Origin of the sequence: Cellulosimicrobium sp. RS (assembly GCF_046159675.1) — a bacterium.
Lineage (GTDB): Bacteria > Actinomycetota > Actinomycetes > Actinomycetales > Cellulomonadaceae > Cellulosimicrobium > Cellulosimicrobium funkei.
On record NZ_JBJXVU010000005.1, the window covers coordinates 214,889 to 241,479 of the forward strand.

The 26,591-nt window shown below is 71.3% G+C and carries 20 protein-coding genes; 11 read left to right on the forward strand and 9 right to left on the reverse strand.

Features of this window, described 5'->3' with window-relative positions; translation table 11 throughout:
* The first annotated feature begins 6 nt into the window (after positions 1-6).
* The 5 genes from ACI769_RS10050 (at position 7) to ACI769_RS10070 (ending at position 6,201) form a co-directional block, all read left to right on the forward strand.
* A complete protein-coding gene (locus tag ACI769_RS10050; protein WP_232322667.1) occupies positions 7-1,857 on the forward strand; it encodes a protein kinase family protein in 1,851 nt (616 codons plus the stop codon).
* Positions 1,858-2,210: 353 nt separating this feature from the next.
* Positions 2,211-3,239 (forward strand): thioredoxin-disulfide reductase, encoded by a 1,029-nt coding sequence (trxB, locus tag ACI769_RS10055; RefSeq protein ID WP_021479913.1) that lies wholly within the window; start codon positions 2,211-2,213, stop codon positions 3,237-3,239.
* Between the two features lie 39 nt (positions 3,240-3,278).
* Entirely contained in the window at positions 3,279-3,611 is a 333-nt protein-coding gene (gene trxA, locus ACI769_RS10060) for a thioredoxin (protein WP_021479912.1), read from the forward strand.
* A 135-nt stretch (positions 3,612-3,746) separates the two neighbouring features.
* Positions 3,747-5,075 carry a PLP-dependent aminotransferase family protein gene (locus ACI769_RS10065; protein WP_061268283.1) on the forward strand — a complete coding sequence of 443 codons (1,329 nt, stop codon included), beginning with the start codon at positions 3,747-3,749 and terminating at the stop codon, positions 5,073-5,075.
* A 205-nt stretch (positions 5,076-5,280) separates the two neighbouring features.
* The gene (locus ACI769_RS10070; RefSeq protein WP_076404571.1) at positions 5,281-6,201 is read left to right on the forward strand and encodes a D-alanine--D-alanine ligase; all 921 of its coding nucleotides are present in this window, start codon (positions 5,281-5,283) and stop codon (positions 6,199-6,201) included.
* Between the two features lie 2,227 nt (positions 6,202-8,428).
* On the opposite strand, the gene ACI769_RS10075 is transcribed toward ACI769_RS10070, so the two are convergent.
* From ACI769_RS10075 to rpmH, 8 genes are all read right to left on the reverse strand, one after another.
* Positions 8,429-9,808: a ParB/RepB/Spo0J family partition protein gene (locus tag ACI769_RS10075; protein WP_409141546.1), complete on the reverse strand. Its 1,380-nt coding sequence runs from the start codon at positions 9,806-9,808 to the stop codon at positions 8,429-8,431.
* The gene (locus ACI769_RS10080; RefSeq protein WP_332306493.1) at positions 9,805-10,977 is read right to left on the reverse strand and encodes a ParA family protein; all 1,173 of its coding nucleotides are present in this window, start codon (positions 10,975-10,977) and stop codon (positions 9,805-9,807) included. The genes ACI769_RS10075 and ACI769_RS10080 overlap by 4 nt, the downstream gene beginning before the upstream one ends.
* Positions 10,978-11,092: 115 nt before the next feature.
* Positions 11,093-11,755, reverse strand: coding sequence for a 16S rRNA (guanine(527)-N(7))-methyltransferase RsmG (gene rsmG / locus ACI769_RS10085; RefSeq protein WP_043651568.1), 663 nt, complete (start codon positions 11,753-11,755; stop codon positions 11,093-11,095).
* Positions 11,756-12,165: 410 nt separating this feature from the next.
* Positions 12,166-12,693, reverse strand: a complete 528-nt coding sequence (locus ACI769_RS10090; protein ID WP_034651924.1) for a R3H domain-containing nucleic acid-binding protein — start codon at positions 12,691-12,693, stop codon at positions 12,166-12,168.
* A 39-nt stretch (positions 12,694-12,732) separates the two neighbouring features.
* Positions 12,733-13,824, reverse strand: a complete 1,092-nt coding sequence (gene yidC, locus ACI769_RS10095) for a membrane protein insertase YidC (protein ID WP_043651562.1) — start codon at positions 13,822-13,824, stop codon at positions 12,733-12,735.
* 60 nt (positions 13,825-13,884) lie between these two features.
* On the reverse strand, positions 13,885-14,220 hold the full coding sequence (gene yidD / locus ACI769_RS10100; RefSeq protein ID WP_021479903.1) for a membrane protein insertion efficiency factor YidD: 336 nt from the start codon (positions 14,218-14,220) through the stop codon (positions 13,885-13,887).
* A complete protein-coding gene (gene rnpA, locus ACI769_RS10105; RefSeq protein ID WP_409141547.1) occupies positions 14,217-14,585 on the reverse strand; it encodes a ribonuclease P protein component in 369 nt (122 codons plus the stop codon). The genes yidD and rnpA overlap by 4 nt, the downstream gene beginning before the upstream one ends.
* Positions 14,586-14,591: 6 nt before the next feature.
* The gene (gene rpmH / locus ACI769_RS10110; RefSeq protein ID WP_034225701.1) at positions 14,592-14,729 is read right to left on the reverse strand and encodes a 50S ribosomal protein L34; all 138 of its coding nucleotides are present in this window, start codon (positions 14,727-14,729) and stop codon (positions 14,592-14,594) included.
* A gap of 544 nt (positions 14,730-15,273) precedes the next feature.
* On the opposite strand from rpmH, the gene dnaA reads away from it, so the two are divergent.
* The 5 genes from dnaA (at position 15,274) to ACI769_RS10135 (ending at position 22,272) form a co-directional block, all read left to right on the forward strand.
* A complete protein-coding gene (gene dnaA / locus ACI769_RS10115; RefSeq protein ID WP_043651559.1) occupies positions 15,274-16,695 on the forward strand; it encodes a chromosomal replication initiator protein DnaA in 1,422 nt (473 codons plus the stop codon).
* Positions 16,696-18,201: 1,506 nt separating this feature from the next.
* A complete protein-coding gene (dnaN, locus tag ACI769_RS10120; protein ID WP_034651929.1) occupies positions 18,202-19,332 on the forward strand; it encodes a DNA polymerase III subunit beta in 1,131 nt (376 codons plus the stop codon).
* 52 nt (positions 19,333-19,384) lie between these two features.
* Complete coding sequence (gene gnd / locus ACI769_RS10125) at positions 19,385-20,323, forward strand: phosphogluconate dehydrogenase (NAD(+)-dependent, decarboxylating) (RefSeq protein ID WP_034651935.1); 939 nt, start codon at positions 19,385-19,387, stop codon at positions 20,321-20,323.
* 37 nt (positions 20,324-20,360) lie between these two features.
* Positions 20,361-21,665: a DNA replication/repair protein RecF gene (gene recF / locus ACI769_RS10130; RefSeq protein WP_085386967.1), complete on the forward strand. Its 1,305-nt coding sequence runs from the start codon at positions 20,361-20,363 to the stop codon at positions 21,663-21,665.
* Between the two features lie 106 nt (positions 21,666-21,771).
* A complete protein-coding gene (locus ACI769_RS10135; RefSeq protein WP_061268303.1) occupies positions 21,772-22,272 on the forward strand; it encodes a DUF721 domain-containing protein in 501 nt (166 codons plus the stop codon).
* Positions 22,273-22,364: 92 nt separating this feature from the next.
* Here ACI769_RS10135 and ACI769_RS10140 read toward each other — a convergent pair whose 3' ends face one another.
* Positions 22,365-23,927, reverse strand: coding sequence for a hypothetical protein (locus ACI769_RS10140; RefSeq protein WP_409141548.1), 1,563 nt, complete (start codon positions 23,925-23,927; stop codon positions 22,365-22,367).
* 561 nt (positions 23,928-24,488) lie between these two features.
* Between ACI769_RS10140 and gyrB the strand changes: the two genes are divergently transcribed.
* Positions 24,489-26,564, forward strand: a complete 2,076-nt coding sequence (gene gyrB / locus ACI769_RS10145) for a DNA topoisomerase (ATP-hydrolyzing) subunit B (protein ID WP_031315400.1) — start codon at positions 24,489-24,491, stop codon at positions 26,562-26,564.
* Positions 26,565-26,591: the final 27 nt, after the last annotated feature.

Sequence of the window (26,591 nt, forward strand, 5' to 3'; positions counted from 1 at the left end):
AACGGCGTGGCCCCAGGAACGTTGCTCGTCGCGCGCTACCGGCTCGACGAGCAGCTCGCGTCCGACCTGTCGGACGTCACGGCATGGTCGGCCCACGACCAGATCCTCGACCGACCGGTGCGGCTCTCGGTCGTCACCGGCGCGCACGTCGCCGAGGCGCTCGACTCCGCACGACGCGCGGCGCTCGTCGTCGACCCGCGCCTCACGCGGGTGCTCGACGTCGGGTCCGAGGACGGCGTGGCGTACGTCGTGACCGAGCGCTACACGGGCATCACGCTGAGCGAGGTCGTCGCCGGCGGGATCGTCGACCCGCAGCAGGCCCGCGCCATCGTCGGCGAGGCTGCCGCGGCGCTCGAGGTCGCCCGGCGCCGCGGTGTCCACCATCTCGCGCTGCGCCCGGACGCGGTGCGCGTCGACGGCAGCCGCGTGCTCGTCACGGGCCTCGGGCTCGACGCGGGCGTGGCGGGCCACGACCAGCACGACGCCGAGCAGACCTCGCGCGCGGACGCCGTCGGGCTCGTCGCGCTCCTCTACTACGCGATGACGGCCCGCTGGGCCGGGCCGTCCCTCGACGTCCCCTGGATCGCCGCGGACTCCATCCACCCGCTGCCCGCGCAGCGCGCGGGCGACAGCGTGCTCGCCCTCTCGGACGTCCGTCCCGACGTCCCCGCCGAGCTCGACGAGCTGTGCGCCGAGACCTTCGCCGGCACCCACGGCACCGCCGCGGAGTGGACCGCGACGCCCCGGGGAGAGGGCCCGCGCTCGCCCGCCGACGTCGTGGGTGCGGTCGAGCCCTGGGGCGAGGTCTCCGTCGTCGCGGCGCTGCCCGCGTTCGTGCAGCCCGCCGCCGGTGTGAGCCGCCAGTCGGTGCGGACGGCGTTCGACGGCGCAGCGAGCGCGCCGCCCGGGACGCCGCCGCCCGCGCCGCCCGTCCGCCGTCCGACGACCGGACGCATCCACCGCGTCGGCGCGGTGCCGGGGTCGGCCGGTGCGGGCGCGGGGGCTGCGTACGCCGCCGGGGCGGCGACCGGGGCCACCGCCGCCGTGCCGCCGCCCACCGCCGAGGCGTACTCGGTCCCGCCGCCGCCCGTCGGCTACGACGCGGGCACCGTTCCCCTGCCGTACGACCCGGCGTCCCCGCCGCCCCCGCCCGCAGGTCCCGACGCCGCGCAAGCGTGGAGCGAGCCCGTCCCGTCGCGGCGCGGGCCGCGACGGTTCAACGCGACCCCCATCGTCCTCGTGCTCGTGCTGGCCCTCGTCGTCGGCGGTGTCGTCTGGGCCGTCAACACGGCGTTCGACGGCTTCGGCCCCGCCGTGCAGACCAACGAGCCCACCGCGGGCGGGTCGGAGGCACCGGCCGAGCGCGGTGAAGGCACCGGCTCCGCGGGCGAGGAGGCACCCCCCGCGCCCGAGGTCCGCCCGATGATCGCGTCCGGCACCGCGCTCGACCCCGAGGGCGACGCCGCCGGCAACAACGACGGCGAGCACCCCGAGCTGGCGTCGCTGGCCTACGACCAGCAGCCGGACACGACGTGGATCTCGCGGCGCTACAACGCGGCGGACTTCGCCGGGCTGCGCTCGGGGATCGGTTTCGCCGTCACCCTCGAGGAGAAGGCGCCCGTCTCGTCGATCGTCATCGACACCGCGACGAACGGTGGCAACGTCGAGATCCGCGCGACGAGCCCGGACACCCCCACCGAGGGCACGGTGCTCGCCTCCGGGCCGCTCTCCCCCGGTGCGACGTTCACGTTCGAGCAGCCGGTCGAGGCCGAGTCCATCGTCCTGTGGTTCACCGAGCTGCCGCAGAACCCGGCCGGCGAGTACCGCGCGGAGATCAACGAGATCCTCGTCTCCTGACGTCGTGGGGGGCCCGACGCCGGGTCCCCCACGGTCCGCGGCGTCGCCTGCCGCTGCGCTCGTGCCCGTGGTGCGGTGCTCGTCGCGGGCACGTGCGACGTCGCCGACCGCCCCTCGCTCCGGCGCCACGGTGCCGTGGAGCGCCCGCCCACGGCACCGTGTCGGCCGGCACGGCCGCGGGCCGGCGCCGGGACCATCGCCGCGGCGAGCCGGGTGCCGGTCGGTTCGCACCCACGGTGAGCCGAGCACCCGCCGACCCGCGAACCCCCGTACCGTGGAACAGAAGCCGCCCCGGCGGCGTTCACACTCTCGCGTGGTCGGCCGCCACGCACCGAGCATCCGAGGAGCAGCACGTGACCGAGCAGTCAGCCGTCCAGAACCTGATCATCGTCGGGTCCGGTCCCGCCGGGTACACCGCGGCGATCTACGCGGCGCGCGCGGGCCTGTCCCCGCTGGTGCTCGCGGGGTCGGTCACCGCCGGCGGTGCGCTGATGAACACGACCGAGGTCGAGAACTTCCCCGGGTTCCCCGACGGGATCATGGGCCCCGAGCTCATGGACCACATGCAGAAGCAGGCCGAGCGGTTCGGCGCGCGCATCGAGTGGGACGACGCCACGCTGCTCGACCTCCAGGGGCCGGTCAAGACCGTCGTGACGGGCAACGGTGACACCTACCGCGCCCGCGCCGTCATCCTCGCGACCGGGTCCGCGTACCGCGAGCTCGGCCTGGACGACGAGAAGCGCCTGTCCGGCCGCGGCGTGTCCTGGTGCGCGACGTGCGACGGCTTCTTCTTCCGCGACCAGCACATCGCGGTCGTCGGCGGCGGCGACTCGGCGATGGAGGAGGCCACGTTCCTCACCCGCTTCGCCGAGAAGGTGACGCTGGTGCACCGTCGTGACGAGCTGCGCGCGTCGAAGATCATGGCCGACCGCGCGCTCAACGACCCGAAGATCGAGTTCGCCTGGAACAGCGAGGTCGCCGGGATCGAGGGCGACAAGAAGGTCGAGGGCGTGACGCTGCGCGACACCGTGACCGGCGAGGAGCGCGAGCTCCCCGCGACGGGACTGTTCGTCGCGATCGGCCACGAGCCCCGCACCGAGCTCGTCAAGGGTCAGATCGACCTGGACGACGAGGGCTACATCCAGGTCGTCGGGCGCACCACCGCGACCAACCTCGAGGGCGTGTTCGCGTGCGGCGACGCCGTCGACCACACCTACCGCCAGGCCATCACCGCCGCCGGCTCGGGGTGCTCCGCCGCGCTCGACGCGCAGCGCTACCTCACCGAGCTCGCCGACGCGGCGGGCCTCGCGGACCTCGCCGGCACCCCGCAGACGCCGAACCCCGACGAGCTGCCCGAGGCGCTCGCCGAGCTCCAGGCCTGACCCCGCACCGCAGCCACCGACGTCCCCAGGAGGTTCACCATGTCGACCGTCCCCGTCACCGACGCCACCTTCCGCGCGGAGGTCCTCGAGTCCGACGTCCCCGTCCTCGTCGACTTCTGGGCAACCTGGTGCGGCCCGTGCCGCCAGGTGGCGCCGATCCTCGAGGAGCTCGCCGAGGAGTACGACGGCAAGATCAAGATCGCCAAGCTCGACACCGACGCGAACCCCGAGACGACCGCCGCCTACGGCATCGTGTCGATCCCGACGCTCAACGTCTACGTCGGCGGCGAGCTGCAGAAGTCGATCATCGGTGCGCGCCCCAAGCGCGCGCTCACGGAGGAGATCGACGCCGTGCTCGCCACGACCGTCTGAGCCGTCGCCTCCCGCGACCGCACGGTCCGCGAGCGACCTCGCACCACGCACGCCGGAGGGCGGGCCACCAGCACGGTGGTCCGCCCTCCGGCGTCTTCACGCGATCCCCCGATCCTCCGTGCCACACTGGGGATCGTGACTGGACCGACGACTCCCTCGCAGCAGCCCGCTCCCAGCGGCACCCGCCTCGACCCGTGGTTCGGTGCCTACGCAGAGCGAGCGCACGGGATGCGAGCGTCGGAGATCCGAGCGCTGTTCTCGGTCGCGAACCGGCCGGAGGTCGTGTCGCTCGCCGGCGGCATGCCGTACCTCGAAGGCCTCCCCCTCGACCAGATCGCCGACACCATGCAGCGCCTCGTCGCGACGCGCGGTGCCACGGCGCTGCAGTACGGCTCCGGCCAGGGCGACGAGACCCTGCGTGAGCGGATCCTCGACGTGGTGCGGATGGAAGGCATCGAGTGCCACCCCGACGACGTCGTCGTGACGACCGGCTCGCAGCAGGCGCTCGACCTCGTCACGCGGATCTTCGTCGACCCGGGCGACGTGGTCGTCGCGGAGGCGCCGAGCTACGTCGGGGCGCTGGGCGTGTTCCGGTCGTACCAGGCCGACGTCGTGCACGTGCCCCTCGACGAGCACGGTCTCGTCCCGGAGGCGCTGGAGGAGACGCTCGCGCGCCTCGCCGCCGACGGGCGTCGTGTCAAGCTGCTCTACACCGTCCCGAACTTCCACAACCCCGCCGGCGTGACCCTCACCGCCGAGCGCCGCCCGCGCATCCTCGAGATCGCGCAGCGATACGGCGTCCTCGTCATCGAGGACAACCCCTACGGGCTGCTCGGCTTCGACGGCCAGACGCTCCCCGCGCTGCGATCCCTCGACGAGGACGGCGTCCTCTACCTCGGCTCGTTCTCGAAGACCTTCGCCCCGGGCTACCGCGTCGGCTGGGTCGTCGCGCCGCACGCCGTCCGCGAGAAGCTCGTGCTCGCCAGCGAGTCCGCGATCCTGTGCCCGTCGAACGCGTCGCAGCTCGCCATCGCCGCCTACCTGGACACGTGCGACTGGAAGGGCCAGATCAAGCAGTTCCGTGAGCTCTACCGCGAGCGTCGCGACGCCATGATCGGCGCCCTCGCCGAGCACCTCCCCTCGGCGCGCTGGACGGTGCCCGACGGCGGCTTCTACACCTGGGTCCAGCTCCCCGACGGGCTCGACGCGCGATCCATGCTCCCCCGCGCGGTCACCGCGCGCGTCGCCTACGTCCCCGGGACCGCGTTCTACGCCGACGGCACGGGCGCGAGCCACGTGCGCCTCTCCTACTGCTTCCCGACCCCGGAGCGGATCCGCGAGGGCGTCCGTCGCCTCGCGGGCGTCGTGAACGCCGAGCAGGAGCTCGTCGAGATCTTCGGCACCAACGCCGAGCTCGACCCCGACGTCACGGACGTCGAGAACCCCTCGCCGAACCTGGCCTGAAGCCCCTCACCACACGACGCCGCGGCCGCCCCACCGGGCGCCCGCGGCACCGAACAGGAGTCCGTCACCAGTGGACACGACCACGGGCAGCCCCACGACGAGCGGCGTACCCGACAGCACGACCTCGACGGACGCGCAGCGCCCTGACCAGCACCTTCACCTTCTCCGGCCCGACGACGACGTCCCCCCGGGCGGGCACGTCGCCATCCTCGCCGGCGGTCTCTCGCACGAGCGCGACGTCTCGCTCCGCTCCGGGCGCCGTGTCGCGGAGAGCCTCCGCGCCGCCGGTCTCGAGGTGACCGTGCACGACGTCGACGCCGACCTCCTCCCCTTCCTCGAGTCCGCACGACCCGACGTCGTCTGGCCGCTCCTCCACGGTGCCAGCGGAGAGGACGGTTCCATCCGCGACGTCCTCGAGCTCGTCGGCGTGCCCTACGTCGGCACCGGTCCGCGCGAGAGCCGTGCGGCCTGGAGCAAGCCCGTGGCGAAGAACGTCGTCCTCGGGGCCGGCTTGTGCACCCCGGAGTACGTCACCCTCCCCCAGAGCCTGTTCCGCGAGCTCGGCGCCCAGCCCGTGCTCGACGCGGTCGTCGCACGCCTCGGGCTGCCGCTCGTCGTGAAGCCGACGCACGGCGGGTCCGCGCTCGGCGTCACGCTCGTCGAGCGAGCCGACCAGCTTCCTCGCGCCATGGTCGACTGCTTCGCGTACGGCGAGGTCGCACTCATCGAGCAGGCCGTCCGCGGTGTCGAGCTGGCCGTGAGCGTCGTCGACCTGGGCCGCGGTCCGGAGGCCCTGCCGCCGGTCGAGATCGTGACGACGGGTCCGTACGACTTCGACGCACGCTACAACCCCGGCCGCACCGAGTACTTCGCACCGGCGCGACTCGACGACGACGTCCTCGGCGTCGTCCGCGAGGTCGCCGTTCGAGCCCACTCCGCGCTCGGTCTCCGCGACCTCTCCCGGACGGACGTCATCCTCGACGCTGACGGGGTCGTGCAGTTCCTCGAGGTCAACGTCGCGCCGGGGATGACCGAGACGTCCCTCCTCCCCCAGGCGGCACGCGCTGCCGGACTCGATCTCGGGCACCTCTACCGGTCTCTCGTCAACGCGCACGTGCGGCACTGATCCCTCCTCCGCCTGGCTGACCGGCGTCGCTGTTTCACGTGAAACGGCGGCGCCGTTCGTTTTCGGCCCACTCCGCGGGGTTCGTTTTCGGCCCACTCCGGTGGCACTGGTGAGCGAGAGACACGGCGATGCCACGACCTGCCGCGACGGAGTTCGCGGTGTGGTGGCCCGACGGGATAGCACCGACTGATGCGACCCATCACGACCGTGGCGCGGATGCTCGTTCCCGGCCCGACCCACGTTCCCGTCATGATCTCGAACGGTGCACCCTCGCGCCCCACCGACAGGTCGGCTCGGGGTCGCCGACAGGAGCGTCGTTTCACGTGAAACACGCCTGATGGGACCGGCCGACTTCGCGCGGGGCCACTCTCCGGGCGAACCGCCCCGCGTCGCGAACGCGCCGTCCCCGGACGGCGTCCCGGGTCCGCGCCCATGGACTGGGCGACGCACGGCGTCGCGCTCGCGAAGCGCGTAGACGTCTGGTTCGTGTGGACGCACCCGTGCTGACTCATTCTCCGAAGGCGGAGAGCTTTCCCACCCACGGCGACGCGCACGGTGCAGCAGAGCCACTGTGGCGATGGTCTCGGGTGGGCGGGGGGTTCGCCCGTACCGATGCCTGACGCCGCTGACCGTCCACGGCTGCCGCGGAATCGGGATGGTCGAGAGCGAAAAGAGCGAGCCTCACGCGGCGAGCTTCCCGACCGCGGCACTTCTGACCTCCCCTGCATCCAGGTCCACCCCTGGTGACCCTGGCGGCGCATCACGGGAGCCCCTCCCCTGCATCCAGGTCCACCCCTGGTGACCCTGGCGGCGCATCACGGGAGCCCCTCCCCTCCCCCGGTGCCGGGCTGTGGCCTCCAGCCCCGCCGATGCGTCGCGCGCCCTGGCGCTTCACCTGCGGAGTCGGACGACGCGGTGCGGGTAGGTGCGCGGTGTCTAGCCCAGCCGCATCGGACGGTGCCACGACCTTCCGATGTTCCACGTGAAACAGCCGGTCACGGCGCGTGAGCGAAAGGCGCCGCGTTGTCCGGCCCGTCCGCGTACCGACCAGCCGCGACGCCCCTGTGTTCTCACGAGAGGACTCCGGCGGACCGTCGACCGGCGCCCGAGGTCGGCCGTGGTGCATGGCAGCGGCATCGAGCGGCGTCGGCCATTGAACCGCGAGCGACAGCTCTGCGGCCCATCGTCGAAGACCCGAGGGCCGCCCCGCTCACGGGCCATCCCGTTGGCAGAGCATCTGCGTGGTGTCGGGGGTCCTCGGCCTCTGCCGCAAAGAACAACGAGGCGCCGCCCCGCACATCGACCCGTTGGCAGGATGCCAGAGCGGCCACATCACGGAGCGCTTGATCTGCCCGACATCTCCGGGGCGGTTTGGCCTCGCCTCCGACGCGCGCGCCTCCGAGCGGAGAGCGCCGCGGGCCTACGCTGCCTCGACGATGGGCTGGCGCTGCAGCGTATGAGGAGCTCGGCGTCGACCTTCTGCTTGCTCGCCGTCGTGGAGCGGATCAGCAGCCACGTCGTCCCGGACATGTTGCACGTGAAACACGTCGCGACCACAGCCTGCTCCGTGATGCGCGTCTCGACTCTGCGCGAGGAGGAACGCTGTGAACGGCGACGGTGTCGGTCGAGGCGGGGCGCGACGACCTCGCACGCGTACGCAACGCGGGCGCTCCCAGAGAAGCGTTCGGCGAAGCTGGGTCTGCCGAGCCGCGAGCGCTCCACGGCGTATGCCCCGCGCGCGGCCGCTGGTCTGCCGTTTCACGTGGAACATCCGCCGTTGCCTTCGGGCGGGAACCATCACCTTCGCGTGTACACAGCGCTCGAAGGGTGTGAGCGAAGGCCGCCCATCGTGACACGGCCGTCCTCGTCAGCGAGGCGTTCCAGCACTCGCTGAATAGCCTTGTGCTCCACCCGGCAGTCTTCCTTCCGCCCGTCCCGAGGCGGGTCTGCGGTAGATACGCAATTCCCTCACCACGCGCCACGGGCACAGCGCGTTGTGGCGACCGGCCGACACAGGGGTTGCTGGTCATGCGACTCGGACGCGCGCCGGTGAGGCCGGATCACGCGTCTCACCGTAATGCTGAGGAGACGAGGTGCGGTCCGTCCTCCCGACAGGCCAGCGGGGCGGGTGCACTCGCCGTATGGCGTGCGCACCCGCCCCCTAGGTGATCCCGCGAGCCGACGCTGGTCGACGCAGATTCACCGACAACACCGGCGCGATCGTCGTCTACTTCCGCAACAGACCCGGGTCGTCGGGCGCCATGACATCGAGGATGCGGTTGAGGTCCTCGACGGACGCGAACTCCACGGTGAGACGGCCCTTGTTCTTGCCCAGGTCGACCTTGACGCGCGTCTCGAAGCGATCGGACAACCGATGCGCGAGCTCGTCGATCGCCGCGGACCGCTGTCCGGCGCGAGGAGTTCGCGGCGGGCGACGCTCCCCGTCCAGACCGCCCATCGCGACGATCTCCTCCGTCGCCCGCACGGAGAGGCCTTCGGCGACGATGCGCTGCGCCAGGCGCTCGATCTCCGCACCGTCCGTGAGCCCCAGGAGCGCCCGGGCGTGTCCTGCCGACAGCACTCCGGCAGCAACCCGACGCTGTACCAGCGGAGGCAGGCGCAGCAGACGCAGGGTGTTCGAGATCTGCGGACGGCTTCGCGAGATGCGGTCCGCCAGCTCCTCGTGAGTGCAGCCGAAGTCGTCCAGGAGCTGCCGGTACGCGGCTGCCTCTTCGAGGGGATTGAGAGCACTGCGGTGCAGGTTCTCGAGGAGCGCATCACGCAGCAGGTCGGCATCGTCGGTCTCCCGGACGATGGCCGGGATGACATCAAGACCCGCTGCCTGCGTCGCCCGCCAGCGGCGCTCGCCCATGATCAGCTCATACGCGCCGGACTCCCCCGGCACCGGGCGCACGACGATCGGCTGGAGCACGCCGATCTCTCGGATGGAACCGATGAGCTCGTCGAGCTCGCCCTCGTCGAAGACGGTGCGCGGCTGCCGCGGGTTGGGTCGGATGGACGAGGTCGGGAGCTCGGCGAACCGCGCGCCCGGAACGGGCACCAGGTCGTCGGCGGCCCCGCCTGCCCACTCCTCCACGCTGGTCGATCCCGCAGATGAAGAGGCACCAGGCTCCGTTGCGGTGATCTCCTCCTCGCCGGCCTTCAGGCTGGAGTCCGACGTCGTTTCACGTGAAACCGCGCCCGTCATTGCCGAGTCGACCGTCGCCTGGTCTGTCGTCGCCTGGTCTGTCGTCGACGAGTCGCGAGTCGGCGCCAGGCTCGCGCTCGAGTCGGCGGTGTCCCCCGCCGCCACAGCATCCAGCTCAGCGAGGTCCGCGTCCGAGAGCGAGGTAAGGGACGCGAGGTCAGCGGGCCCGGCGTCCGCGTCCGCGTCCGCGTCCGCCACCAGCGTCGTCACACTCGTGGTGGCTGCCGCCTCCTCGGCCTGCTGGTCGACAGAAGTCTCTGCGGCGCCGGCCGTCTCGTGGTGCTTCGCCTCGTCCGTGGCAGGGCTCGGGAAGAAGACGTCGACGGGCCGCCTGCCCTCGGAGCTCGTCGGGATCAGGGCACCTAGTCCTCGACCGAGTCCTCGGCGCTTCTCGCTCATCGCTGTTCCTCCTGCCGCAGGCCGGGACCACCGATGGTGCCGGCGAACTCATGATCGTGGTGAGACGTGGAACCGGAATGTGCTGACCCCGGAGGGTCCTGGGGTGGCCGCAAGTCGGCGTTCCGTTGACGGTCCTCGCTCGTCCCCTCGTCGCTACGGTTCTCCGCTCGCTGCGTGAGCTCGCGGGCCGCTTCGAGGTACGCGAGGGCCCCCGTCGACCCCGGGTCATAGGTCATGACCGTCTGCCCATGGCTCGGGGCCTCCGAGATGCGCACGGAGCGCGGGACCGTCGTGCGCAGCGTCTGCTCCGGGAAGTGCTCGCGGACTTCGCTGGCGACCTGCTGCGCAAGGTTCGTCCTGCCGTCGTACATCGTGAGCAGGATCGTCGAGACATGGAGCCCCGGGTTGAGGTGCGCCTTGATCAGCTCGATCGTCTTGAGGAGCTGGCTCAGGCCTTCCAGGGCGTAGTACTCGCACTGGATCGGGATGAGCACTTCCCGACCGACCACGAAGGCGTTCACCGTCAAGAGGCCAAGGCTCGGCGGGCAGTCCACGAGGACGTAGTCGATGGGTTCGAGGCCGTCGCGCTCACGCTGGGCGAGATACTCATCGAGCGCACGACGAAGCCGTGTTTCACGTGAAACGAGCGACACGAGCTCGATCTCTGCACCCGAAAGATCGATGGTCGCCGGGACGCACCAGAGGGTGGGGATGTCGGGACACTGCTGCACCGCACTCGCCAACGGGTCGCCATCGACGAGAACCTCGTAGACCGACGGCGTCCCTGCGCGATGCTCGACGCCGAGAGCGGTCGACGCGTTCCCCTGGGGATCGTTGTCGATCACCAGGACGTTGAGCCCGGCCATCGCCAGCCCGGCGGCAAGGTTCACCGTCGTCGTGGTCTTCCCGACGCCGCCCTTCTGGTTCGCGACGGTGATGATCCGGGTCGTCACCGGTCGGGGGAAGCGACGTCCGTGGAGGTCGATCCGGCGGCGAGCGTCCTCCGCGAGCTGAGCCGCCAACGGCGTCGACTCGTCGGCGACGGGAAGACTCGCCATCAGCGCTGCCCGGCGGTCGTCCTCGGTTCCCATGCTCCGATCGCCCTCCCCGTCGTGGGAGAGCGCCACCTGCTCCTCGGAGCCGTCGGGGCCCACAGGGCTCTGCGTCACGCGTCTCATCCTCTCCGTCGTCGCCTCTCAGCATCCGCCGTGCGCCATGGCTTTCGACGGATGTCGGGGCCGAGATCGGGCGTGTCGCTCACGTCCTCGGCACCCGTTCCCCAGATCAGCGGGATCCAGTCTGCCGCACGATACGAACGACCGTCGTGGTCTCCACGCCGGGGAGCGTCGGTGCCTCGATGATCTCCGGCTCCGACCCCTCGAGCTTGCGCAGGACCTTCCGCGCCGGATCGATCTCGCGACTCACGTTACGACCCTTGAGAACGATCATCTCTCCGCCGGGTCGAACCAGCGGGAGCGACAGTCGCGCGAGCTTGTCGAGTGCCGCGACGGCTCGCGACGTCACCGCGTCGCACTCGAACGCCCCGTGATACTCCTCGGCCCGTCCTCGCTTGACCTCGATGTTCGGCAAGGAGAGGTCCTCGGCGATCTCCGTCAGCCAGGCGCAGCGCCGCTCCATCGGTTCGATGAGGTAGACGGTCGCCTCCGGCCGCATGGCGGCGATCACGACGCCCGGCAGGCCGGCGCCCGATCCCACGTCAGCGATCAACCCGGTCCTGGGCAGGAAGGGCACGACGGCGGCCGAGTTCAGGATGTGACGATCCCAGATCCGCGGAACCTCCCGCGGTCCGATGAGACCGCGCAGCTCGCCTTCGCTCCGCAACCGTTCGGCGAACTTCTCGACGACGACGAACGCGTCACCGAAGTACTCGATCAACGCCTCCCGGGGGATGTCCGGATCCTCGTTGCCTACGGACTCGTGCTGCATCGGGTCGTCTGCCTCCTCGTGTGCGAACGCCTCATCGTTTCACGTGAAACGACGTCGAGCGTGCGCGGCCCACCGAGTGCGGAGCGAGGTTCGACGCGCTGCGACCACGGTCCCGCACGTTCCGAGGATCGTCGTCACACTTCTCCTCGCCGACGCGAGGAACGGCGGTCGTCGCGACGTAGCGAACGCCGTCTATCAGGGCATCGGCCCGGGACCGCACACGCCCCGCCACCGGCGCTCGCCGCGCCCCGCATCTCCTGTGCGGTTCCCCTGCCGGCGGGATCGTCAGCAGTTCCGCACCCAGAGTCACTCGCAGCTCGTGGGCACCTGCACACCCTCAGGAACGCACTTCGCCCCGCGTTTCACGTGAAACGCGGGGCGAAGAAGCGGAGGGGTCGTCTCCGACGGTGTCAGTCTGCCGGGTAGATGACGACGTAGCGCTGCGGCTCGACACCCTCCGAGTCGCTCCGCAGCCCTGCTGCGGCCACGGCGTCGTGGATGACCTTGCGCTCGAAGGCGTTGAGCGGCTCGAGCGAAACCTTGGTGCCCTCGGCACGCACGCGCTCGATCGCCTCTGCGGCCTGCGCCGTGAGCTCACGACGGCGGCCCGCACGGAAGCCGGCGACGTCGAGCATCAGGCGGCTCCGCTCCCCCGTCCTGGCCTGCACGGCGAGACGCGTCAGCTCCTGCAGCGCATCGAGCACCTCGCCGTCGTCGCCCACGAGAGAGCTCAGAGCGGCGGGGTCGTCCGCGACGATCTCGACAGCGGCCCGGTCGTGCTCGACGTCGATGTCGATGTCACCGTCGAGGTCCGCGATGTCGAGGAGCTCCTCGAGGTAGTCCGCCGCGATCTCCCCTTCCTCCTCGAGTCGGGTGGTCTCCGGGGCGGATTCCTCGGTGGACGTCGCGTCGGGCGCGGGCGTCTCGGTAGGCGTCATGCGTTGCTCCTCACGGCACGTGCGCGCTCGGGCGCAGGTCTACTTCTGCTTCTTCTTCTTGGGCGCGGGCTTCGACGCGCCGGTCCCGGACCCGCCCTTCGCGGCACCGCCCGGTGCCGGCTTGTCCGCCGGGGCATCCTCCACCGGGGCATCCTCCGGGGTGGTCGCGGACACCGTCCCGACGGGACGGGGGGCGCTCTTCTGGCGGTCCTTGCGCTTGGGCTGCTGACGCTGGCCGCGAGGCTGCTCGATGACCGGCGTCGCGTCCTCGACGACGCCCTTCGCCGCGCGCTTGCGCGCCTGGCGCTCCTTGAGGAGGCGCTCCGCCTCCGAACCCGGGGCCGGCATGCGTCGGATCGTGTAGAACTGCTGCCCCATCGACCAGAGGTTCGTCGTGGTCCAGTAGACGAGGACGCCGACGGGGAAGTTCACGCCGGAGACGGCGAAGATGAAGGGGAAGACGTAGAGCATCATCTTCTGCGTCGAGGCCATCGGGCCCTCGAGAGCGGCCTTCGGCATGTTCTTCATCGTGAGCTGTCGCTGCGTGAAGAACGTCGTCGCGCACATCGCCAGGATGAGCACGGCGATGACGATGCGGGTCTGCAGGTCGTCCGTCTGGAGGAAGACGTCGGAGAGCTTGGCTCCGAAGACCGACGAGCTCTCGATGTCGCTCGCCACCGAAGCGTCGATCGGTCCGATGCTGTCGCGCGAGTACGTACCGTCCGAGATCGGCTTCAGCGAGTTCAGCACCCGGAAGAGTGCGAAGAAGATCGGCGACTGGAGCAGGATCGGCATGCACGAGGCGAAGGGGTTCGTCCCGTGCTTGCGGTAGAGCTCCATCGTCTCGCGGCTCATGGCCTCACGAGACGCGGGGTCCGTCTTCCCCTTGTACTTCTTCTGGATCGCCTGCATCTCGGGCTGCAGCAGCTGCATGCCGCGCGACGCCTTGATCTGCTTGAAGAACAGCGGGATCAGCAGGATGCGGATGATGATGACCAGGCCGACGATCGACAGGACCCAGGCGGGCCCCGGGCCGTCGGAGAACCCCAGGAACGTGAGTCCCTGGTGGCAGAAGTACATGATCCAGGCGACTACCCACTCGATCGGGTAGAGAAACGCGAAGAAGTCCATCCGTGACTGCTCCCTCAACTTCGGACAAAGCGTGTGAAAGCCCGTTTCCCGGGCAGCGGGCTAGTGCGTGTGTCGTGCCGGCGGAACGTCGTCGACCCCACCGAGGCTCCAGGGGTTGCAGCGCAGCAGCCGCCAGAGGGCGAGGCCCGTTCCGCGCAGGGCGCCGTGACGACGCACCGCCGTGAGGGCGTACTGGGAGCAGGACGGGTAGTACTTGCACGTGGGCCCGGTCATCGGGGAGATCACCGACTGGTAGGCCCTGATCATGCCGATCAGCGTGAGAGCGGGGACCCGGCGCAGCAGGTCGACGACCCGGCGGACGATGCCGCGCTCGTCGGTCCCCGGCTCCTCGGGCGAGGACGGCGCAGGGACGCGCGGCGGGTGGGTCGTCGTCATCGACGCTCGCCCGCTCGCTCGTCGAGCCGACGGATCGCACGTACGAGACCGCTGTCGAGGTCGGCGCTGAGCTCCTCGAAGGAGGCGAGCGCCGCGCCGGGAAGCGCGCGGACGACGGCGCGCCCGTGCGCGGGCAGCACGGAGAGGCGCGACGCCGTGGCGGCACGCAGTCGGCGCTTCACGAGGTTGCGGTGCACCGCGTTCCCCACTGCCTTGGAGACGACGAAGCCGACCTGCGGCTGGGCAGCGCCCTCGGGATCCTCCGAGAGGTGCACGACCACGGTCGACCTACCAGCACGCACGCCGCGGCGCACCGCCCGCTCGAAATCGACGGAACGGCGCAGTCGGTGCGCCGCGGGGAGCACGTGCGATCAGGCAGAGAGCTCGGTGCGGCCCTTGCGGCGGCGGGCAGCCAGGATGGCGCGGCCGGCGCGGGTCCGCATGCGCAGCCGGAAGCCGTGGGTCTTCGCCCGGCGCCGGTTGTTCGGCTGGAAGGTCCGCTTGCTCACGAGGTACTCCAAGAACGTCGGGGAGGTACACCGTCTATGTCCTCGACGATGCAGTGACAGGCTCCGGTTGGCTCCTGCCGGTGGTTCGGGTCGTGCGCCGGACGGTCCCCCGCCCGGTCACCGCTCAGGCGCGCGGACCGGATGGCCATTGCTGGGGGCACCGGGTCCTCGCAGGGAGTTCCTGACGTGAGGCCTCGCGTCGAGTTTCCTCCACGCGGGCGCGCCAAGAACACCTGGAACGGCTGTCTGACGTTACGCTGCGCGACCCCTCCGGGTCAAACCACGACGGGTGACCTTCGCCGCGTGCGACGATGGCGCGGCGTCGTCCCGGATCCCGGCATCCTGCCGGTGAGAGCATCCTCACCCTACAACCCACAGCCTGTGGACAACTATGTGGATGAGGGGTTCCCGTGGCACGATCGACCCCAGCATCACCCCATCCGTGACCTTCTCCTCGTCGGCGCACCCCCGCCCGGCTCGTCAGCGTGCTCGACGGCCGGAGCTCTGCCCGGCGCACGCTGTCGACCCCCGTGAGGAACTGCCCGTGGCCAACCCGGACGAGAACATCGCCGACGTCTGGGCACAGACCCTGAGCATCCTCGAGGCGAGCCCGGACATCACCCCGCGGCAGATCGCGTTCATCCGGCTGGCCAAGCCGCTGGCGATCCTGGACGACACCGTCTTCATCGCGGTTCCCCACGAGCAGACCCGCACGTACCTCGAGACGCGCGTCCGGGACGAGCTGGTGACCGCGATGTCGTCCTGCCTCGGGCGCGACGTCCGGTTCGGCATCACCGTCGACCCGGAGCTCAGCTCCGACCCCGTCCTCGCGCCCGCGTCGCGGCCGGCGGTGGAGCGCCCCTACATCGAGCCCGACGACGTGCTCCTCCCTGACCTGCCGGCACCTCCCCCGCCGCGTCCCCAGGCCGAGCCGAGCCGGCTGAACCCCAAGTACGTCTTCGAGACGTTCGTCATCGGCTCCTCCAACCGGTTCGCGCACGCCGCCGCGGTCGCGGTGGCCGAGGCACCCGCCAAGGCCTACAACCCGCTGTTCATCTACGGGGACTCCGGGCTCGGCAAGACGCACCTGCTGCACGCGATCGGGCACTACGCCCACAACCTGTACCCCAACGTGCGCGTGCGCTACGTGAACTCGGAGGAGTTCACGAACGACTTCATCAACTCCATCGGTGAGGGCAAGGCCGGGGCGTTCCAACGGCGCTACCGCGACGTCGACGTGCTCCTCATCGACGACATCCAGTTCCTGCAGGGCAAGGAGCAGACGATGGAGGAGTTCTTCCACACCTTCAACGCGCTGCACAACGCCAACAAGCAGGTCGTCATCACGTCCGACCTGCCCCCCAAGCAGCTCAACGGGTTCGAGGACCGCCTGCGCTCCCGGTTCGAGTGGGGCCTCATCACGGACGTCCAGCCGCCGGACCTCGAGACGCGCATCGCGATCCTCCGCAAGAAGGCGTCGAGCGAACGCCTCGCCGCTCCGGACGACGTGCTGTCCTACATCGGGTCGCGCATCTCGACGAACATCCGGGAGCTCGAGGGCGCGCTGATCCGTGTCACCGCGTTCGCGAACCTCAACCGCCAGCAGGTCGACCTCCCGCTCGCGGAGATCGTGCTGAAGGACCTCATCACCGACGAGGACAGCGCGGAGATCACCCCCGCCGCGATCATCGCGCAGACGGCCGCGTACTTCGGCCTGACGATCGACGACCTCTGCGGCAGCTCGCGATCGCGCGTCCTCGTCACCGCTCGCCAGATCGCGATGTACCTGTGCCGCGAGCTCACCGACCTGTCGCTCCCGAAGATCGGGCAGCAGTTCGGCGGCCGCGACCACACGACGGTCATGCACGCGAACCGCAAGATCACCGAGCAGATGGCCGAGCGCCGCTCCACGTACAACCAGGTCACGGAGCTCACGAGCCGGATCAAGCAGCAGCACCGCGGCTGAGGCGGCGCGGCCGTGCCCGGACGGTGCTGCTCCTCGACTCGACGACGTGCTCACCGCGGCTCTCTCCCCTCACCGTGCGGCTCGGTCCCGGACGAGGCGGGTCGCTCCCGCCGCCCCTGCGCACCGGGGCTCCCTGAGCCCACGGCGGGTCCGCCGTACGGCGGGCGACCGCACATCCCCGCCGCTCTGCCTCGCACCCGGGCACGACGCAGCCCTCGGCACGCGTCGCGGCCGGCGTCGCGGCCGGGCGTCGCGGCCGGCGTCGCGGCCGGGCTCTCTCGCGTCGCACCGCACGCCCCCGGTGGCCCTCCGTGTCACGCGCCCCCAGTGGCCTTCCTCGACCTGCGTCGAGCTCGGACGATCCACATCGATCGCGTTCCAGGCCTCTGCCCGGATTCCTGCTATCCCCGCGGAGCGGGTCCGAGATCACCGAGATCCCTCGGCGACCATCCGATCTTCTTCCGGCTGTCGAGCCTCGTCGCGACGAGACGCCGTCCGACGACCCCGGACGGACCGGACGCACCCCTCCCCGAGCGGCATGTCATCGGCCTTGTCCACCGCCGCCGGACGGTGTCGCCAGCTCGTCACGGACCCCGAAGACCCTTCCTCACCGGTCTCGCGTGCTGTCCACAGGGTTGCCCACTGCGGTGCCATATTCTGTGGATATCGGCTCCAAGCGACCACGCGACTCCCCAGCCACGGTCGTGAACGACACTCGTACACAGCATGTGGGTGGAGTTGTCCACAGTCATCCACAGGACTCCTGTGGGTATTCACATCCGCGGAATGCGGACGACGACGGTGGACCACAGGGTCTCGTGTGTCGCGACAAATCCTGACAACATCATGGTTTTCCCCCCGAAACCTGTGGATGGACGCCCTCGTACACACCCTGTGGACGGCCCACCCGGACCGGGCCTGTGCACAGTTCTGTGGACAGTTGTGGACGAAGGCCCTCTGGGTGTGGACGGGGCACCCTCGATCGGTGGACGACGTGTGGGGACAGATCGGCCGCCCACAGGCGCCGCGACTTTCCCACACTGGGCTCACCGGTTCGTCCACACGCATTTGTGCCCTCTGACCTGGGCGGACACCGGTTTTCCACGAGATCCACAACCCCTATGACGACGACGAAAGTGTTCTCAGAGGGGAAATTCCACACGCCTTCATCAGGCTCCGGCGGCCGACGGTGCGACCTGTGCTCCACGAGCCTGCTCCCGATCCTCGTCGAGCCGCGGCGAGCGCGCGACGTCGGCGGAGACCGCCGTCGGGCCTCCATCCCCAGGCCCGCCGTTCCAGTTCCTCCCACCCGCCTCCTCGCGTAGGGTTCATGCACGACACGTGTGCGCGGACCTGCGACCCGGCACCTCGTGTCCACAGCGGCAGACCTGCCCGGTGGACGAGCGAGGACGAGCGGCCCCGACGGCGAGCCCGGCGTCGCGGCGAAGCAGGACGGCACATGTGAAGATCGGGTCCGACCGAGACGTGGGGACGAGAGGGTGTGGGATGAAGTTCCGGGTTGAGCGTGATGTCCTGGCCGACGCGGTGACCTGGACGGCGCGAACCCTGCCGACCCGCCCGCCCGCGCCCGTCCTCGCCGGGGTCCGGCTCGAGGCCGACGCGTCGGGGACCATCGGGCTGTCGAGCTTCGACTACGAGGTCTCGGCCCGGTCGGAGATCCCCGCCGAGGTCAGCGAGCCCGGCACGGTCCTCGTCTCCGGCCGGCTGCTCGCCGAGATATCCCGGGCGCTGCCCGCGAAGCCCGTGGATGTCGTCCTCGAGGGCAACAAGGTCACGGTGACGTGCGGCGCGAGCCGGTTCACGCTCCTCACCATGCCGGTGGACGAGTACCCGGCGCTGCCCGCGATGCCCGAGCTCTCCGGCACCGTCTCGGGCGACGAGCTGACGAACGCCGTCGCGCAGGTCACGGTGGCGGCGAGCCGCGACGACACGCTCCCCCTCCTCACGGGCGTGCGCGTCGAGATCGAGGGCGAGAAGATCACGCTCCTCGCGACGGACCGGTACCGCCTCGCCCTGCGCGAGCTCACCTGGACGCCCGTCACCCCGAGCTACTCCGCCGTCGCCCTCGTGCGCGCGCGCACCCTCAACGACGTGGCGAAGTCCCTCGGCGGCTCGGGCCTCGTCAACATCGGGCTCAACACGGGCGCCGGCGTGGACCTCATCGGCTTCGAGGCCGGGGGCCGTCACACGACGTCGCAGCTCGTCGACGGCGACTACCCCGCCGTGCGCCGGCTCTTCCCGGACGAGACGCCCATCCACGCCGTCGTCCCCACCGCCCCGCTCATCGACGCCGCCAAGCGCGTGTCCCTGGTCGCCGAGCGCAACACGCCGATCCGTCTGTCGTTCACGGACGGGCAGGTCGTCCTGGACGCCGGGCAGGGCGACGACGCGCAGGCGTCCGAGGCGCTGGAGGCGGTGCTCGTCGGCGAGGACATCTCGGTGGCGTTCAACCCGCAGTTCCTGCTCGACGGCCTGGGCGCGCTCGGCACCGACTTCGTGCGCCTGAGCTTCACGCACCCGAACAAGCCGGTCGAGTTCACGGGTCAGGACTCCCTGGACGGCGAGGACTCGTCCCACTACCGCTACCTGCTGGTGCCGATCCGCTTCGCCGGCTGACCCCGACGGAGCCGGACGGCTCGCACCGCACCACCGCACCCGGAGGACTCGTATGGTCACGCGCATCGGCCTCGTCGGCCTCGGCAAGATGGGCAACAACATGCGGGCGCGCGTCCGCGCCGCCGGCATCGAGGTCGTCGGCTACGACCCTCGTCCGGAGGTGTCCGACGTCGCGACGCTCGCCGACCTCGTCGCGGCACTGCCCGACGACGGCCCGCGCATCGTGTGGGTCATGGTCCCGGCGGGCGACGCGACCCGCGGCGTGGTCACCGAGCTCGGCGGCCTGCTCGGCGAGGGCGACTTCGTCATCGAGGGCGGGAACTCCTACTACGCCGAGGACCAGGCGCGGGCCGCGGAGCTGGCCGAGAAGGGCGTCGGCTACCTCGACGTCGGCGTCTCGGGCGGCGTCTGGGGCCTCGAGAACGGCTACGGGCTCATGGTCGGCGGGGACCGGACGTACGTCGAGGCGGCCATGCCGGTCTTCGACGCGCTGCGTCCCGACGGCCCGCGCGAGGAGGGCTTCGTCCACGCGGGCGAGGTCGGCGCCGGGCACTTCGCGAAGATGGTCCACAACGGCATCGAGTACGGGCTCATGCAGGCGTACGCCGAGGGCTACGAGCTCCTCGCCGCGAAGAGCGAGCTCGTCAAGGACGTGCACGGCACGATGAAGGCGTGGACCCGTGGCACGGTCGTGCGCTCGTGGCTCCTCGACCTCTTCGTCAAGGCGCTCGAGGAGGACCCGCAGCTCGCCGCGATCGACGACTGGGTCGACGACTCCGGCGAGGGCCGCTGGACGGTCGACGAGGCGATCGACAACGCCGTCCCGCTGCCCGTGATCTCCGCCGCCCTCTTCGCGCGCTTCGCCTCGCGTCAGGAGCAGTCGCCCGCGCTCAAGGCCGTCGCCGCGCTGCGCCAGCAGTTCGGCGGGCACGCGGTCAAGGCGGCCGGTCCGGCCTCCCCGGGAGCCGGGCCGCTCGAACCCCCGGCCTGACCGGTCCCCGCCGACCTCCTCGACCCTCGCCGCACCGATGTACGTCTCGCACCTCTCCCTGGTCGACTTCCGCTCGTACGAGTCCGTCGACGTCGAGCTCGTCCCGGGCGTGAACGCGCTCGTCGGGCAGAACGGGCAGGGCAAGACGAACCTCGTCGAGGCGATCGGGTACGTCGCGACGCTCGCGAGCCACCGTGTCGCGGGCGACGCCGCGCTCGTCCGTGCGGGGGCCACGCGCGCGGTTGTGCGGACGCGCGTCGTGCGGGGCGACCGGGCGAGCACCGTGGAGCTCGAGATCGCGTCGGGGCGGGCCAACAGGGCGCGGATCAACCGGTCCCCGGCCCAGCGGCCGCGCGACGTGCTCGGCATCGTCCGGACCGTGCTCTTCGCGCCGGAGGACCTCGCGCTCGTCAAGGGCGACCCGGACGGACGGCGCCGCTTTCTCGACCAGCTCGCGGTGCTCCTGGTGCCGCGCGTGGCGGCGCTCCTTGCGGACTACGACCGGGTGCTGCGCCAGCGCGGCGCGCTGCTCAAGTCGGCGACGGCGCTGCGCGGGCGCGGCCGGCGGAGGCCGTCCGCCGCCGAGCCGCCGCCCGACGACGACGCGCCCGAGACCGCGGCCTCGCCGCTCGCGACGCTCGAGGTGTGGGACGCGCGTCTCGCGAGCCTCGGCGCGGAGATCACGGCGCTGCGCCTGCAGCTCGTGGCCGCGCTCACGCCCTACGTCGCGGAGGCGTACGAGCAGGTCAGCGCGGGGCAGGGCGAGGCGCGCATCGCGTACCGCTCGTCCGTGGACGAGGCGCTCGACGCGGACGACGGTCGGGTGGGGCCGCCCGCGGCGGGTGACGCCGCGGACCCGGGCGACGGACCGGCGTCGGGCATCCCCGACGTGGCGGCGCTCGAGAGGCGCATGCTGGAGGCCATGGAGGCCGTGCGCGCGAAGGAGGTCGACCGCGGGGTGAACCTCGTCGGTCCCCACCGCGACGACCTCGTCCTCACCCTGGGCGGCCTCCCGGCGAAGGGCTACGCGAGCCACGGCGAGTCGTGGTCGTTCGCGCTCGCGCTGCGACTCGCGTCGTACCGGCTGCTGCGCGACGGCGCTCCCGCGGGCCTCGACTCGCTCCTGTGGGCAGACCAGTGGGGGCCCGACGGCGAGCCGATCCTCGTGCTCGACGACGTGTTCGCCGAGCTCGACGTCCGCCGGCGCGAGCGGCTCGCCGAGCTCGTGGCCGACGCGGGCCAGGTGATCATCACCGCGGCCGTGCCCGACGACGTCCCGAGCCGGCTCGACGGCGCGCGGTTCGCCGTGCACGACGGGACGGTGCACCGTGTCGAGGACTGAGCCCGCGAACCGGGACCCGGCGGACCGCCAGGACGACGACGCGCGCCCCGGCCCGGCCGACGACCTCCCGGAGCGACGCGCCACGGGGCTGCCCGTCGGCCACGTCGTGGAGCTGACCCCGCCGGCGGAGGTGGCGCGCCAGGCCCTGAACCGCGCCAAGGCGGCGGCGCGCGCAAAGGGGCTGCGGCCCGGGCAGGAGCCTCGCCGACGCATCCTGGCGGACCCGCCGACGTCGGGGGCGCGCCCGGGCGGCCGCGACCCGCAGCTCCTGGGCGACGTCGTCGCGCGCCTGCTGCGCGAGCGGGACTGGGTCGCGGACGTGTCGGTGGGGGGCGTCGTCGGGCGGTGGCGGGAGGTCGTGGGCGACCAGGTCGCGGACCACTGCGAGCCCGAGACGTTCGAGGACAAGGTGCTCGTCGTGCGGGCCGACTCGACGGCGTGGGCGACGCAGGTGCGGCTCCTCACGCCGCAGCTGCTCGAGCGGCTCGCGCGCGAGGTGGGCGAGGGGGTCGTCGAGACGGTGACCGTCCTCGGGCCGGCGGGACCGAGCTTCCGCCGGGGGAAGAAGTCCGTCCGCGGGCCGGGTCCCCGCGACACCTGGGGCTGAGAGGGTCCGGACCGACGACGAGGCCCGCCGTGCAGGGGGCACGGCGGGCCTCGCGGGTGGTGACCGGGGCGTTGGTCACCACGTCAGGGGGGTCACGCCTGGGCGCGACGGCGCAGCCAGAGCACCAGGGCCCCGCCGCCGACGAGCAGCGCGGCGAACGCGGCCGCGCCGGCGACCGTCGCACCGGTCGTGGCGAGCGCGGGGCCGGTCGGCTCCTCGGGCCCGGCGACGTCCTCGACGGCCACGGGGGCGACCGGCGGGTTCGCGCACGCGCTCGTCGCCGGCGGGTACTCGACCACGGTCGAGTACGACGGGTTGACCTCGAACAGCACCAGGGCGCCGTCGCGGGTCCAGGCGTAGTTGCCGTCGGTCTCCGTGTACGAGCCGTCCTCGTTCCGGACGAACCCGGGCCACTGCTTCGGCTCCTCTGCCGAGGCTCCCGGCCACAGGAGGGTCCCGCTGAGCGGCTGGTCCGTCACGACGTAGTCCTCGCCGCCGTTCGGGTGCAGGAAGGTGATCGTCAGCGGGGTCTCCGAGTCGACCGTGACGCCCTCGGGCAGGCCGATCTCGTAGCCGAGGTACGGGACGTCGCCCTGGCAGACGGCGCCGATCTCGCCGGGCACGAGCGCGCACGCCTCGTCGGACGGCAGGAGGTCCTCGAGCGGGAAGAGCGCGAAGCGGCCGTCCTCGGTCACGAGGTAGCCGAGACCCTCGGTCTCGAGGGAGAACGTCGCCTCGGCGTCCTTCGGCTCGGCGACGACGCCCTCCTCGGTGAGGGTGTACCGGACGTCCTCCGACTCGGCGGGGAGGTTCTGCTCGGTGAGCTCGGTGCCGCACACCTCGACGGCGGTCGGCACGTCCGGCGTGACGAGGACGTCGACCTCCTCCTGGACCGGCTGGGCAGGCGCACCGGGCCTCGGGGTGTCGCACGCGCCCTCGGGGAGGAGGTCGGCGAGGTCCTGGTGGTCCCACGCGACGAGCGTGCCCTCGGGGAACTCCCCGAGGTGCTTGCCGTCGGGCGAGTAGCGGATGTCCGTCGGGAGGTCGTCGAGACCGCCGGGCAGGTCCACGAGGTCCTGCTGGACGGCCCAGGCGGTGCACAGCTCGGCGGTGTCGACGCCGGGCTGGATCGCGCGGGCGACCTCGCGCACGTCGTCCAGGTCGAGGGGCTGCACGACCCAGGCCTTGTCCCACGGCTTCTCGGGCGCGGCGATCTCGGCGCTCGTGACGATCTTCTGCGGACCGGAGTTCTCCCAGGCCGCGTCCTTCGTGCGGTCCAGCTTGGGGTACACGTAGACGCCGACCTGGACCGGGGCGTCGGGCGTCTCGCAGGCCCGGGTCGAGCCGGACTGCTCGTAGTCGTACTGGCGGCCGTCGGACGCGTCGATGGAGACGGTCCAGGTGTGGTCCTGCGTGGGGTCGAGGTCGTACGACCGTGTGAGCTGGCGCTCGAAGGTCGTGGACTCGACCTCCTTCCCGTCCACGGTGACGGTGAGCTCGTTGCTCTTCTTCGAGTAGGCCCAGAGCTTCACCGAGAGCGTCGTGCAGTCGGCGGTGACGTCGGGCGTGTGAGCGGAGGCGGGTGCCGCGGTGGCCACGAGCAGGCCGCCGAGCGCGAGCGCTGTCGCCGCAGCGCTCGCGAGGAGTCTCTTCACTGAGTGGGGTCCCTTCGGGGTCGAGCCGCCCGCGTGGTATCGCTGCTGCGCGGACGACGCGCGAATCAGGATGGTGTGTGGTATTAGACCACTTTCCGCGTGAAACACCGATTCCCGACTTGTCCGCTGCGGTAGCGCTCCCACCTGGAGCGCAGGACGGTTGCTGCGGGCACTTTTCCGGCGACCGTCGACGGTCGCCCGAGCGTCGTGCACAGAGCCTGTGGACAACCGTGTGGAGAACTTCCGCCGGGACGGCGCGGATCGCGTCGCGAATGCCCTGCGAGATGTCCTCAGGACGGCCGAGATCCGCGGAATTCGGCTCGTGGCGGGTAGACTGGGGAGGTCATTCCGGGTCTTGTCACCACCCGCCCGCGCAACCCGTCCGCGGCGCCTCCACCGGCCGTCCGCGGCCGGTCGGACGCTCCTCGCACGGAGCCGGCGCAGGCGGCGGTGCGGGCCCGGAACCTTTGAGCAGCGGCGGCCGGTCCGGCACGGACACGGCGGTCGCGCGCACGACGACGAGGAGCAGTCCTGCCCGTGGCAGAGCACACCGACACCGCCATCCCCGACCCGACGGCGTCCGCGGAGGCGGCACCCTCGGCGGGCGGCGGCTACGACGCGAGCAACATCACCGTCCTCGAGGGCCTCGAGGCGGTCCGCAAGCGTCCGGGCATGTACATCGGCTCCACCGGTGAGCGCGGTCTCCACCACCTTGTGTACGAGATTGTGGATAACTCTGTGGACGAGGCCCTCGCCGGGCACGCGGACACGATCGACGTGACGCTCCTGGCCGACGGCGGCGTGCGCGTCGTCGACAACGGCCGTGGCATCCCCGTGGCGATCCACCCGACCGAGGGCAAGCCGACGCTCGAGGTCGTCATGACGATCCTCCACGCCGGGGGCAAGTTCGGCGGCGGCGGGTACGCCGTCTCCGGCGGTCTGCACGGCGTGGGCATGTCGGTCGTCAACGCGCTCTCGACGCGCATGGTGTCCGAGGTCCGGCGCGACGGGTACGCGTGGCGGCAGGAGTTCACCGAGGGCGGGAAGCCGGTCGCGCCGGTCGAGCGGCTCGAGCCGTCGCAGGAGACGGGCACGACGCAGACCTTCTGGGCCGACCCGGAGATCTTCGAGACGACCGACTACGACTTCGAGACCCTGCGGGCGCGCTTCCAGCAGATGGCGTTCCTCAACAAGGGGCTGCGCATCACGCTCACGGACGAGCGTCCGGCCCACCTCGACACCGGCGACGAGGTGACGGGCGGGGACGACGCGGCGGCGGACGCCGACGGCGTCTCGGAGGCCGACGGCACCGCCGCGGCCGGCTCGTCCCCCGCGCGCACCGTGACCTACAAGTACGACGGCGGCCTCGTCGACTACGTGAAGCACCTCAACACGGCGAAGAAGGTCGAGCTCGTCCACCCCGACGTCATCGACTTCGAGTCGGAGGACACGGAGAAGCGCATCTCGGTCGAGATCGCGATGCAGTGGACGAGCGCGTACTCGGAGTCCGTCCACACCTACGCGAACACGATCTCCACGACGGAGGGTGGCACGCACGAGGAGGGCTTCCGTGCGGCGATGACCTCGCTGGTCAACCGCTACGCGCGCGACAAGGGCATCCTCAAGGAGAAGGACGAGAACCTCACGGGCGACGACATCCGCGAGGGCCTGACGGCGGTCATCTCGGTGAAGCTCGGCGAGCCGCAGTTCGAGGGCCAGACGAAGACGAAGCTCGGCAACACCGAGGCGAAGACGTTCGTGCAGCGCGTCGTGCACGAGCAGCTCACCGACTGGTTCGACGCGCACCCGAACGAGGGTCGCGACGTCATCCGCAAGGCGATCCAGGCGTCGCAGGCGCGCCTCGCCGCCCGCAAGGCACGCGAGGCCACCCGCCGCAAGGGCCTGCTCGAGTCCGGCGGCATGCCGGGCAAGCTTCGCGACTGCCAGTCGAACCGCGCGGAGGAGTGCGAGATCTTCATCGTCGAGGGTGACTCCGCGGGCGGCTCGGCCGTGCGCGGGCGCAACCCCCGGACGCAGGCGATCCTGCCGATCCGCGGGAAGATCCTCAACGTCGAGCGCGCGCGCCTCGACCGGGCCCTGTCGAACCAGGAGGTCCAGTCGATCATCACGGCGTTCGGCACCGGCATCGGCGAGGACTTCGACCTCACGAAGCTCCGGTACCACAAGATCGTCCTCATGGCCGACGCCGACGTCGACGGCCAGCACATCGCGACGCTCCTGCTCACGCTGCTGTTCCGGTACATGCGCCCGCTCATCGAGAACGGGCACGTCTACCTCGCGCAGCCGCCGCTCTACCGGCTCAAGTGGTCGAACGCCCCGCACGACTACGTGTACTCCGACAAGGAGCGCGACGCTTTCCTCGCCGCCGGGCAGGCCGCCGGCAAGCGGATCCCCAAGGAGAACGGGATCCAGCGCTACAAGGGTCTGGGCGAGATGGACTACTCGGAGCTGTGGGACACGACCATGGACCCCGAGCACCGCACGCTCAACCAGGTGACCCTCGACGACGCCGCGGCGGCCGACGAGATCTTCTCCGTCCTCATGGGCGAGGACGTCGAGTCCCGCCGGAGCTTCATCCAGCGCAACGCGAAGGACGTGCGGTTCCTTGACATCTGAGCCGCTCCTCGCGGAGCCGGGGGGCGG